Genomic DNA, 12,048 nt, shown 5'->3' with positions numbered 1-12,048 from the left:
AGGCAGTTTCCGCATTTCTAGGAAAGGAGTGCGAAACCCGTTATGCTGCTTCAAATGAACCGAATTACCAAAACCTATGGAAGCTTGACAGCCAACTCCAACGTAGATTTTTCACTGCGCGAAGGTGAAATCCATGCGCTAGTCGGCGAGAATGGGGCGGGTAAAACAACCCTGATGCGCATCCTTTACGGAATGGAACAGCCAACGTCGGGAACGATTCTTTTACGCGGAAGAAAAATCCAGTTCGTGAATCCTACGGATGCGATTCGTCATGGCATCGGTATGGTGCATCAGCATTTCATGCTGTTTCCTTCTTTTACGGTGGCTGAAAATATAGTCATCGGCAATGAACCGCAGGTCGGCGTGAAGTTCGACCGAAAGAAAGCTGCCCAGCAAGTTAAGGCATTGTGTGACATGTACCGATTACCCATTGATCCATTGAGGAAAGTCGCTGACCTTCCGCTAGGATTACAACAGCGTGTCGAGATTTTGAAGGTGCTCTATCAAGGTGCGGATATCATTATTTTGGATGAGCCTACGGGTGTTTTGACACCACTGGAAGCCAAGGAACTGCTTGTCATTATGAAGAGCTTAGCGAGCCAGGGTAAAAGCTTCATTGTCATCACGCACAAATTACATGAGGTCATGGAAGTTGCAGACCGAGTTACGGTGCTTCGAGACGGTAAAATCAGAGGGACTGTAAATACTTCGGCAACTAACGCAGAAGAACTTTCTAAATTAATGGTAGGAAGAGAACTGGTGCAAACGAGCAAAAGTGCCGCAAGATTTGGTGAAACGGTTCTCGAAGTGAAAGAGGTTAGCATACAAGGCAAGAAAGGAAAGCCTGTGCTGGGTCGTGTCAGTCTTGAGGTGAAGGCTGGTGAGATCTTAGGCGTCGCTGGTATTTCCGGTAACGGACAGTCTGAGCTGATCCAAAGCATTACAGGACTCCTACCGATTGATCAAGGTCACATTCGTTTGATGGGCAAAGACATTACAGGCCGTTTAGTTCGTGAGATCAGAGAAAGCGGGCTTTCGCATATTCCTGAGGATCGTTACCAATGGGGAGCTGCTAAAGAAGGCAGCGTTCTTGAAAACGGCATAATGGGGCATCACAGAACGCATCGGCGTAACGGATTTTTGCAAGGCAAGTCACTGCGAAATATGGTTGACGGATTCATTCAGCAATTCCAGATTAAAACGGGTTCCCAGGAAACGAAAGTCAAATTTCTGTCCGGAGGCAATCTTCAGAAGCTGATTGTAGCCAGAGAAATTGCCCGAAAACAGCCGTTCCTTATCGCAGCTGAACCTACGCGTGGTGTTGATGTTGGAGCGATGGAAGTGATCCATGATGAGCTGCTGAAAAAACGTGATGAGCAGGGCGCCATTCTATTGGTATCTTCGGAGTTGACGGAGATTCTTAAGCTTTCTGATCGCATTATCGTGATGTACGAAGGTCGAATTGCGGGAGAGCTGTCAGCGCTGCATGCGACTGAGGAGCAAATCAGTCTGTTGATGGCAGGAGGTGAAGGTGGTTCCCATGCTTAATTGGAAAGGAAACATTGGCGCACTGCTGCAGCCGCTTATTGCGGTATTTATCGGTTTACTTGGCGGAGCCATTGCCATCGTTTTGATTGGCGGGTCCATTTCGGACACATACGCACAAATGTGGAAAGGCGCTTTCGGCAATTTTTACTTTTTAACAAATACGTTGACGCGAGCGACACCTCTTATTTTAGTCGGATTAGGCGTTTCAATAGCCTTCCGCGCCGGATTCTTCAACATGGGTTCTGAAGGTCAAATGATCCTCGGTGCTTTAACCAGCGCGATGATTGCGCTCTATTTTCCTGGACCTCCTGTATTTAAATTATTCGCCGCACTGCTAGGCGGCATTGCAGTTGGCGGTATATGGTCAGCCTTTGCTGGTTGGCTTGATGCGCGATTTAAAATGAATTTGATTGTCACCACACTCTTGCTCAATTATATTGCAGCCTTGTTTGCAGGCTATTTGGTAGCCTATCCGCTCAAGGATAAAACAGGTTCAGCTGCACTAGCGCAAACGATGATGGTTGATAAAAGTATATGGCTGCCCAAGCTTTTCCAAGGGATGAGCATGCATGCGGGCTTCATCATAGCCATTGTTTTTGCAGTTCTCTTATTTTTGTTTATTAAATACAGTGCTGCCGGTTACGAAATCCGTATGCTTGGGTACAATCCGTTGTTTGCCGCTTATGGAGGCGTAAACCGCGGTAAATTAATGCTCGCGAGCATGTTCGCAAGTGGTGGCTTTGCTGGTTTGGCAGGTGCAGTCGAAGTACTCGGCATGCAGTATCGCTATACGGACGGTATGATAACGAATCCGGGTTTCGCTTGGTCCGGTATTATGGCTACGCTCCTTTCTGGTGCGCATCCGCTAGGTACGACTGTTGCCGCAGTCCTTCTGGCTGCACTGCAGACAGGTGGCATGGGTGTTGAACGAAACACCAGCATACCCCTCGAAATTTCAAGTGTCATTCAGTCTCTCTTGATCTTGTTCGTAACGGCCAAGTTCAGTTATACCCTATGGAAACGCAGGAAAGGAGGGGGAAGCGGTGCAGCATCTTCTTGATGTTTCTTTATTTAATTCTATGATTCGGATGGTTGCTCCAATTCTCCTCGCTGCGTTGGGCGGTGCGATTTGCTCAAGAGTGGGGTTGTTCAATGTTGGATTGGAAGGCTTCGTGCTTGTAGGCGCGTTCTCTGCTATTGTAGGCAATCATTTTTCCGGCAATGTGTATCTAGCTGTCTTGATTGCCATTGCGGTGACGATGTTATTTTCACTCGCATTTGCGTATATTAGCATCCATTTGCAAGCGAACGTGATCGTCGTCGGTATTTCATTTAATTTTCTGGCGCTTGGCTTAACAGCGTTCTGCCTAAAAGCCATTTTCCATGTGAAAGGCGCCTTCTACGATAAAAATATGGTTGGGCTTCCGAAGTGGAATATTCCGATTGTTCAAGATATACCAGTGATTGGCGGTATTATTTCGGGCCATTCCCCGCTTATTTATTTGGCCTTTGCACTGGTGCTTGGCCTGCAGTACTTTTTATTTAAATCAGTCCTTGGTTTCCGCTTGCTGGCCGTGGGTGAGAACCCAGTTGCTGCGAATAGCATAGGCATTAAAGTGGGCCGAATGCAGTATCTAGCCGTATTAATTTGCGGCTTGCTTTGCGGGTTGGCAGGCGCTCAGCTTTCACTCGGTCAAGTCACGATGTTTACCGAAGGCATGACGGCGGGCAGAGGCTTTATTGCGCTGGTCGCAACGATGCTAGGACAAGCCAATCCGCTTGGCGTCATGGCATCAAGCCTCCTGTTCGGACTGATGGATGCATTCAGTATCAGGCTGCAGGGCTTCTCGCTGCCGACTCATTTCACACAAATGCTTCCTTATCTTGTGACGCTGCTGGCGATGCTCTTTTTTAGAAAGAGCAGTTATATGGCAGATGCTCAAAAAGCTAACGGAAGCTCGCGCTAGGCTGCTAAAAGGAGATAATAACAGATGGCAAAAGACACCAAAGCTGATCGAATCAGAAAAATGAAGGTTCCCTCCGTAGGTTCCTCCATGTCAAACCGAGTCCCGCCGGGACAGGTTTTGACAGACCGGTTTCCTATTTTGCATGAAGGAGAAGTACCGGAGTACGACATGACGGAGTGGACGTTGCGAGTGTTTGGCGAGGTCGAAGAGGACAAAGTTGTCACTTATGAACAATTGCTCACGATGCCTCAAACGCAAGTTCTCTGTGACATTCACTGCGTAACCCGTTGGTCTAAGCTTGACACAGCCTGGGAAGGGATTCTATTTCGCGATTTTCTTCAACTGCTGGAAATTAAGCCGCAAGGCAAGTTCGTCATGCTGCATGCCGACAATGATTACGAAACGAACGTTCCGTTAGAGGATCTGATGGGCGATCACGTTTTGTTGGCTTTGAAATATGATGGGAAGCCACTGACCCCTAAACATGGTTGGCCTCTAAGACTGATAGTACCTCATCTGTATTTTTGGAAAAGTCCAAAATGGATTCGAGGCGTCGAATTTATGACAGCTGACCGCGAAGGATTCTGGGAACAAAATGGCTTCCATAATGTAGCCGATCCATTCCAAGAGCAGCGTTTCTCAGGAGAAGCGATTCCGATTCCAGAAGATGAATGGGAAAAGAAGGAGTTTGATTGACATGCTATTGCCAATTTTACAGGTTCATTCAGAGGATTTATCACCCTATGCAATCGTATGCGGTGACCCTTTTCGCGCGGAAGTCATAGCCAGCAAGCTTGATCAGAGCAAAGAACTCGCCTTCAGCCGTGAATACCGCACGTTTGTCGGTGAATTCCAAGGAGTTCCGATTACGGTTGTAAGTCATGGCGTAGGCTCACCGGGTGCTGCTGTTTGCTTCGAGGAACTAATCAAAGGCGGTGTAAAGACACTGATTCGCGTTGGCACAGCAGGCTCATATTCAGCTGAAGTGCCGCCAGGCAGCTTAGTTGTCAGTACGGCAGCCGTGAGGGAAGAGGGCTTAACCCGCCAACTCGTTCCGCATGGCTTCCCAGCAGTTGCTGACTTGGATGTCGTGCAGGCATTGTACGAAACCGCATCAGAGACGGATGGTCTTGTGCGCAAAGGAATTACCGTTACCCTGGATGCCTTCTTCCAAGGTGTCGAGGAATTTCCACACCGCAAGTACAAGCAAGCCGGCGCCCTTGCCGTTGAGATGGAAATCGCAGCGCTCTATGTGATTGCTTCATTGCGCGGCGTGCGCGCGGGTGCGATTGTTGCGCTGGACGGTTATGCCGATGCCGATTTGAGAGAAGTCTACAACCCTCATACCGATGTTGTCGCTCAAGCGGTTGAACGTGAAATTATGACGGCGATTCGTGCCGTTATCAAACTGCACGCTAAGGCGTAGACACATTGGGATGACCGATGACACTGAATCCGCTAAGTTAAAAAGCCCATCCGACTAGTGATCTAATCACTATCGGATGGGCTTTATGCATATGTAACCATTATGTAATTAAAAAATAGGGATTCTTGCTTTATTCCCATCTTTGGCATATAAAATGGCTTCTGAACTAAATAAATCAACGTGCTCTAACGGTTGAGCAAGGCTCATCGTTGTAAATTTGTTATAACGAAGAGCGTTGATCAGAGAGGGAATTAATTTGTGGTCCGTTCCAACGAAATTGACAGAAATCGGCGTTTTGTTAAATAGAATATTCATTCTCACTTCAACTCATCTCCTATAAAAAAATAAATATGATTAGCCTGAGAATTAAGAATACCATCTATTAAATACTAAGTCCGTCGATTGTCGTTGTCGGAATACCACTATTTCTGTCGAGGTTCGGGAAAATAAAAACAGGTGAAAATAGAGGCCGCTTGAACCCATGCGTTCAAGTGGCCTCTCCGGTATTAGAGAAAACGGCGATGATGCTTTTTACCGTCATAGGTGAATAAAACCGGCTTATCTTCGACGATGGTATGCATATGAATAGACTTGCCCCAGAGCTTGTAAATGTAGGGGAGCGTTCGCTCGACATACTTGAGATCAAGTTCAACCCCTTCGAAAGCGTGCTTCAAATACAATTCGCCACTGCGCTGGTAATCGCCATCTTCCACAACAATGTAGGGGAAGCCGCCATTTACACGTGAGTAGATGAGCTGGTCCCGGGTGTTTTCCCACGTTTTATCGGTAATCTTCCACTCAGGGCCTTTCTTTTCAAATACATATAAATCAAGTTCTTCCACAAGAGGCTTATTCAAATAATTCCGGATAAACGAGGTATCTGATTCGTATTCGCGGACTTCGAAGATTTTGGCACGACCATTTCCGGGTTTGCGCCCATGCCTTCTTATTTCTTCATCCGTCGGATTGTCCCAGTGCTTCTCGATATCTTCATAAATTTTGAGCCCGAGATAATAAGGATTTAAGGTATGACGGGACGGAACCACGACCGAGGAGTTGAGTTTGGAGTACTCAATCGTCTCCTCTTCAGTCAAATCCAGCTCACGCAGTATGCGTTGGTGCCAGTACGAAGCCCAGCCTTCGTTCATGATTTTCGTTTCAAGCTGCGGCCAGAAATAGAGCATTTCATCGCGAAGCATCGTCAGAATATCCCGCTGCCATTCTTCCATATAGGGGGCATTCTCCTCGATGAAGAGCAAAATATCTTTTTCAGGTTGAGGTGGAAAGCGTTTGTTTTCGTCTTTATCAGGTGTAGGGGGTTTGTTCTTAACATCTAGATCCCATAAATCCTCATATCCATAGGTAGCTACGGAGCGTGCGGCTGGTGTGGAGGCTTTATGGGTTTCCTGACGCTTACGCGTCTGTCTATAGGATAGTTTCAGCACAGGATCAATGTGCTCCTGAATCGCTAGTACGGCGTCAATGAATTGCTCGACTTCGTCAATGCCGTGTTCGATTTCATATTGCCGAATTCTTTCGGCGGTAGCGGACATGCTTTCTACCATATTGCGGTTCGTGTTTGCGAAACGGGCGTTATTTTTGAAAAAATCACAATGGGCAAGAACGTGCGCGACGATCAGCTTATTTTGAATGAGAGAATTCCCATCTAACAAAAAGGCATAACAGGGGTCAGAATTGATGACCAATTCGTAAATTTTGCTTAAACCAAAATCATATTGTGTTTTCATACGGTGGAAATTTTTACCGAAACTCCAGTGACTGTAACGCGTCGGCATCCCATAAGCACCGAAGGTATATATAATTTCGGCGGGACAGATTTCATACCTCATCGGGAAGAAATCAAGTCCAAAACCTTTAGCAATTTCCGTTATTTCATCAATGGCGTATTCGAGCTTTTGGATTTCGGTTTTACTCACTGAACAGCCACTCCTTCCTGCTTTGTAAAAAAGGTTTTCAGTGCTTTGTACACTTCACCTTTCTCACGAATGACATAATGAAGAAATTTAGGATCATGAATATGGCGGAAAGCGGACATAAGGGTACTGCTGCGATTGTACTGGTTGACTTCTCCGTAACCGAACATGTTGGAGCGCTCCATTAATTGCGTAATAAGCTTCACACAGCGTTCGTTATCTGACGTCAAATTATCTCCATCGGAGAAATGAAACGGATAAATATTAAATTGCGACGGTGGATACCGTTTGTCGATAATATCAATCGCTGCTTGGTAAGCCGAGGAGCAAATCGTACCTCCGCTTTCACCTTTGGTGAAAAACTCTTCCTCCGTGACCTCTTTAGCTTCGGTATGGTGGGAAATAAATACAATCTCGACATTCTCGTATTTCGTGCGAAGGAAGCGCGTCATCCAGAAGAAGAAGCTGCGCGCTATGTACTTTTCGAAGGATCCCATACTTCCTGACGTATCCATCATCGCAATAATAAGCGCATTCGAGTGCGGCTTCTCTATCTCTTCCCACGTTTTGAAACGAAGGTCATCGGGGCTGATATGATGAATCCCAGGGGAGTTCGAGCGCGAATTACGGCGCATATTCTCCAAAATTGTCCGTTTCTTATCGATGTTGGACATAATCCCTTTTTTGCGGATATCATTGAAAATCACTTCCGTCGTGGTCATATTGCGCTTATCTTTTTTCTGCAAATTAGGCAGCTCCAGCTCAGAGAACAACATGGCTTGCAGTTCCTCCATGCTCACTTCCGCTTCATAGTAATCTTCACCGGCTTGATCGCCTGCACCCTCACCTTTCCCAGGGCCTTGGACAGGCTGTGGATCTGTTCCTAATACATCGCCAACTTGAGAGTCACCATCACCCTGACCGACATGCTTTCCTTTACTAAAGTTATAGCGGAATCGGTATTCGTCCAGACTCTTAATAGGTACCTTTACGACCTGCTTCCCATTGGACATGACAATACTTTCATCGGTAACCAGATCGGGAAGATTCTGTTTAATGGCTTCTTTCACCTTCTCTTGGTGCCTGGTCTGATCCTGATATCCTTTGCGATGCAAGGACCAATCCTCTTTGGAAACGATAAAAAGGGGTTCTGTCATGAGGACACCTCCTTGGATGCTTTATGGCAAGCTTAACGCTGAGCAGCAGAGACAAAAAAAGCTTGTTACTAATATATTCAAGGAATATGTGGATATGTGGTAGGGAAGTAGGAATTTTCGACTTGGCTACGGTTTGACTAATTGGGGGTTCGGGGTTTTCGCGGCAAAAAAGTCTTATTCCAGTCAAGAAAGTGTTAACGTAAAATACCTCTTTTCAAAAATGTATGATTGTTTGCAAAGGATATGGGCGTTATGGTTGTTTCAAAAGGGAGAGTGAGTGTGGAATGGAAGCAACACGGTATGGAGAACAGCTTAATAAAGTATTTCAGCGGCTCATTTCCGCAAATCGGGACAATTCGAATGATCACATGGATTTCGATACATGGGAATGGCCGCAGGGAGTTGCCTTATACGGGCTTTTCAAATATTACAAGAATACGGGCAAAGAGGCATATTTGCTTTTTATGAAGGACTGGTTTAACAAGCATTTGGCCGATGGATTGCCGGAAAAAAATGTGAATACGGTAGCCCCTTTGTTGGCTTTGATTCATTTATATGAAATTACGAAAGAGGAAACTTATCTGGAAGTGTGTACAGAATGGGCCGATTGGGTTCTACACGAGATGCCGAGAACAGAAGAAGGCGGGCTTCAGCATATAACGATTGTGGCTGCGAACGAGGAACAGTTATGGGACGATACGCTGTTTATGACGGTGCTATTTCTTGCCAAAATGGGAACAACCACGGGTAAGAAAGCCTACATGGAAGAAGCGGTTTACCAGTTTTTACTGCATATCAAATATTTGCAAGACGAACAAACCGGACTTTGGTTTCATGGGTGGAGCTTTATCGGGAGACACCATTTCGGGAAAACCTTATGGGCGAGAGGGAATTGTTGGTTTACCGCTGGAGTCGTGGAATTTATAGAAATTAGTGGTGTCCAGGGAGCAGTAAAACGTTTCTTATTGGAGGCTTTGGAAGTGCAAGTGAAAGCTTTGGTAGAGCTCCAACGTGAGGATGGGATGTGGCATACATTGTTGAATGATCCTTCCTCCTATGCGGAGACCTCCGCTACTGCAGGTTTTGGTTATGGCATTCTGAAGGGCATTCGAGCGGGTTATTTGCCAGAAACTTATCTTACAGCGGGAAAAAAGGCGATCCAAGCGGTGTATTCTCGAATCGATGAGGATGGTACTGTGCTTGAGGTATCTTATGGAACCGCCATTGGTTGGAATGATGAGCATTATAGGAATATTCCCCTATGTCCGACCGCTTATGGGCAATCACTGGCTTTATTGCTTCTGACGGAGGCAATGGAATTGCTATCACCTATAGGAGCGGATGTCTTGAAAAAAAACGGATAGGCGGTGAATACGAATGAATAATCATATTGCTGTGCAGCTGCATTGGTTAACTAAGAAGACTGAACTGCAAAAGGGAGTGACCTGGGGAGTTCCATGGAAGGAAGGCGCTCTGCAGCGGAGTGAGAATCTTATTCTACTGGATGATCGGGCGAAGCAGGTAGCTGTCCAAAGCTGGCCAACAGCTTACTGGGCGGACGGCAGTGTCAAATGGACGGCTCACGCGGCTGCTATGGTGAAGGGAGCAAGCGACTTGTCCTATACCTTGATAAAGGGTGAGTCTAACTTAGAGAATAGCGCACTAAGCGTAGAGGAAACGGAAGGCTATATCGATGTCCATACAGGTTCTATGGATTGCCGTCTTCATCGTCAAGGCTCTTCCTTGATTCAAGAGATCAATCGCGGAGGAAGGCAGCTTTGCTCGGATGGTAAGCTTGTAGGCATCCGTGAAGCGCGTTTAACGATCGATGGCGCTAAGAGCTTTAAGGAGGAACCCTTTCACAGCATCGTGGATAACGCGGAAGTTGAGCAACGGGGACCTGTGCGCGTGGTGATAAAGTTTACGGGTAGACATCAAATGGAGTCGGGCGGCCGTCATTGGTTGCCGTTCACCCTACGGCTTTATTTCTATGCAAAACAGGAGGGTATTAAAGCTGTACATACCTTTCTATATGATGGTGATCCGCATCATGATTTCATTAAAGGGTTAGGGATTTCCTTTAAGGTGCCGATGAAGGGCGAGTTATATAACCGTCATGTCCGGATAGCCGGAGATGCAGGCTTCTTTAGTGAATCTCCCAAAGGGCTGGAAACATTTCGTACCACGGGGAAGTATAAGGAGCTGTATCAAGAGCAAACCGAGGGCAAAAAGATCCATTTTGACCTTGAGCAGGATGCCAAATTTGTTGAAATGGTGGATGACCTAGCGGTTTGGAACAGCTTCAAACTAGTTCAGTATACGGCAGATTCTTACAGTATTTCTAAACAAACCAAGGAAGAATGCTGCTGGGTCAAAGCAGCGGTAGGGAATCGCGCAGGCGGACTGATGTATGTGGGATCAGATGACGGTGGTCTAGCTATAGGGGTAAGGAACTTTTGGCAGAAAGCGCCCTCATCTTTGCAAGCAAGTCATCTTTCATTAGATGAAGCGGACCTTACGGCTTGGTTCTGGTCTCCCGACGTACAGGCCATGGACTTACGGCATTATGATACGGTTACTCATCTAAAGTCAGCTTACGAGGGGGCTGATGAGATGCGGAGTACGCCTTACGGGATCGGTAACACAAGCGAACTCAATCTTTGGTGTTTGGAAGAAACCCCCACTTTGCAGAGTCTAAACGAGATGCTTGAGGAGAAGGAAGATCCATCGTTGCTTGTATGCAATCCGGCATATTACTATGAGTCTGGGGCAATGGGAGTCTGGAGTCTGCCAGACCGAAGCACTCAGGTCAAAGAAATGATCGAAGACGGACTAGATACGTTATTTCAGTTTTATCAGGATGAGATCGAGCAGCGAAGGTGGTACGGCTTTTGGGATTACGGAGATGTTATGCACAGTTATGATCCAGTGCGTCACACTTGGCGTTATGATATTGGAGGCTGCGCATGGCAGAATACAGAGCTTGTGCCCAATTTGTGGCTCTGGTACATGTTCCTAAGGTCTGGCAGGAGAGATGTATTCCGGATGGCTGAAGCGATGGCAAGGCATACCAGTGAGGTCGATGTATACCACATTGGTGAATACGCAGGTCTAGGTTCAAGACATAATGTGCTTCATTGGGGCTGCGGCTGCAAGGAAGCACGGATAGGGATGTCTGGGCTGCACAAAATCTATTATTACTTGACAGCGGATGAACGGATCGGAGATATCATGGATGAAGTGAAGGACTCCGATTATACAACAGTGCATATCGATCCGATGCGCTCCTATTTTCCGAAGGATGAATTTCCTACGCACGCACGCAGCGGACCAGATTGGGCAGCCTTCAGTTCAAACTGGCTTACACGCTGGGAGCGATATGAGGATACATGTTATCGGGATAAAATTTTGACGGGTATTGAATGCTTGAAGAACATGCCGTATCGCCTTCTCACAGGACCTACCTTCGGATACGATCCGTCAACAGGTGTCCTCCATTACATGGGTGATGAGAACTATGGTCATCATTTGATCATTTGTATGGGAGCCCCACAAGTTTGGATGGAGTTGGCTGTGATGATTAAGGATCCGGAATGGGAGGAGATGTTGGCGGAGTTCGGAGAATTCTATAATCTCTCCGCAGAAGAGAAGATTCAGCGAACTTCTGGAGCAATTAAAGGCAAGGATTGGAACATTCCAATGCTGTCCACCACGATGATGGCGATTGCTGCTGCCAGAAATAACGATAAGACTCTAGCAGAGCAAGCTTGGTCTTACCTTCTTAAGGATCAAGCGCATTGGCAGATTAACCTGCCAGTAGAAACAACAGATGTACAGCCGCTTGAGTATATCAGAGAAATTAAAGAACTGCAGGGTATCTCCACAAATACCGCTTCTCAGTGGTCACTGAATATGATGATTTGTTTAGAACTGATCGGACAATGGCTGCCGGAGAAGATAGGTAACAATTAAATATAGATGCGCTAAACGGCATCATACGCGGTTATAGGAGGGCA

At 46.5% G+C, this 12,048-nt stretch carries 10 protein-coding genes; 7 read left to right on the top strand and 3 right to left on the bottom strand.

Going from position 1 to position 12,048, the window contains the following annotated elements:
- Positions 1-42: 42 nt before the first annotated feature.
- The 5 genes from QFZ78_RS15655 to QFZ78_RS15635 are packed head-to-tail and all read left to right on the top strand — an operon-like array spanning position 43 to position 4,941.
- Complete coding sequence (locus QFZ78_RS15655; protein ID WP_307548856.1) at positions 43-1,548, top strand: ABC transporter ATP-binding protein; 1,506 nt, start codon at positions 43-45, stop codon at positions 1,546-1,548.
- Positions 1,541-2,608 (top strand): ABC transporter permease, encoded by a 1,068-nt coding sequence (locus tag QFZ78_RS15650; protein ID WP_307548854.1) that lies wholly within the window; start codon positions 1,541-1,543, stop codon positions 2,606-2,608. Before QFZ78_RS15655 ends, QFZ78_RS15650 begins: the two co-directional genes overlap by 8 nt.
- A gap of 28 nt (positions 2,609-2,636) precedes the next feature.
- Positions 2,637-3,515 (top strand): ABC transporter permease, encoded by an 879-nt coding sequence (locus QFZ78_RS15645; RefSeq protein ID WP_373461124.1) that lies wholly within the window; start codon positions 2,637-2,639, stop codon positions 3,513-3,515.
- 24 nt (positions 3,516-3,539) lie between these two features.
- On the top strand, positions 3,540-4,211 hold the full coding sequence (locus QFZ78_RS15640; RefSeq protein WP_307548850.1) for a sulfite oxidase-like oxidoreductase: 672 nt from the start codon (positions 3,540-3,542) through the stop codon (positions 4,209-4,211).
- Between the two features lies 1 nt (position 4,212).
- Positions 4,213-4,941: a nucleoside phosphorylase gene (locus QFZ78_RS15635; RefSeq protein WP_307548848.1), complete on the top strand. Its 729-nt coding sequence runs from the start codon at positions 4,213-4,215 to the stop codon at positions 4,939-4,941.
- 108 nt (positions 4,942-5,049) lie between these two features.
- On the opposite strand, the gene QFZ78_RS15630 is transcribed toward QFZ78_RS15635, so the two are convergent.
- The 3 genes from QFZ78_RS15630 to yhbH all read right to left on the bottom strand — a co-directional run bounded on the left by QFZ78_RS15630 (position 5,050) and on the right by yhbH (position 8,032).
- Entirely contained in the window at positions 5,050-5,262 is a 213-nt protein-coding gene (locus QFZ78_RS15630; protein ID WP_307548846.1) for a hypothetical protein, read from the bottom strand.
- A gap of 185 nt (positions 5,263-5,447) precedes the next feature.
- Positions 5,448-6,878 (bottom strand): SpoVR family protein, encoded by a 1,431-nt coding sequence (locus tag QFZ78_RS15625; protein WP_307548844.1) that lies wholly within the window; start codon positions 6,876-6,878, stop codon positions 5,448-5,450.
- Positions 6,875-8,032, bottom strand: a complete 1,158-nt coding sequence (gene yhbH, locus QFZ78_RS15620) for a sporulation protein YhbH (RefSeq protein ID WP_307548842.1) — start codon at positions 8,030-8,032, stop codon at positions 6,875-6,877. The genes QFZ78_RS15625 and yhbH overlap by 4 nt, the downstream gene beginning before the upstream one ends.
- A gap of 284 nt (positions 8,033-8,316) precedes the next feature.
- Between yhbH and bglB the strand changes: the two genes are divergently transcribed.
- Entirely contained in the window at positions 8,317-9,396 is a 1,080-nt protein-coding gene (gene bglB / locus QFZ78_RS15615) for a beta-galactosidase BglB (protein WP_307548841.1), read from the top strand.
- Positions 9,397-9,409: 13 nt separating this feature from the next.
- Complete coding sequence (locus QFZ78_RS15610; RefSeq protein ID WP_307548838.1) at positions 9,410-12,004, top strand: exo-rhamnogalacturonan lyase family protein; 2,595 nt, start codon at positions 9,410-9,412, stop codon at positions 12,002-12,004.
- Positions 12,005-12,048: the final 44 nt, after the last annotated feature.

It is taken from the genome of Paenibacillus sp. V4I5, from assembly GCF_030817255.1.
GTDB lineage: Bacteria > Bacillota > Bacilli > Paenibacillales > NBRC-103111 > Paenibacillus_E.
Note: the sequence above shows the minus strand (reverse complement) of the source record. Positions and strands in the feature narration are given on the sequence as shown.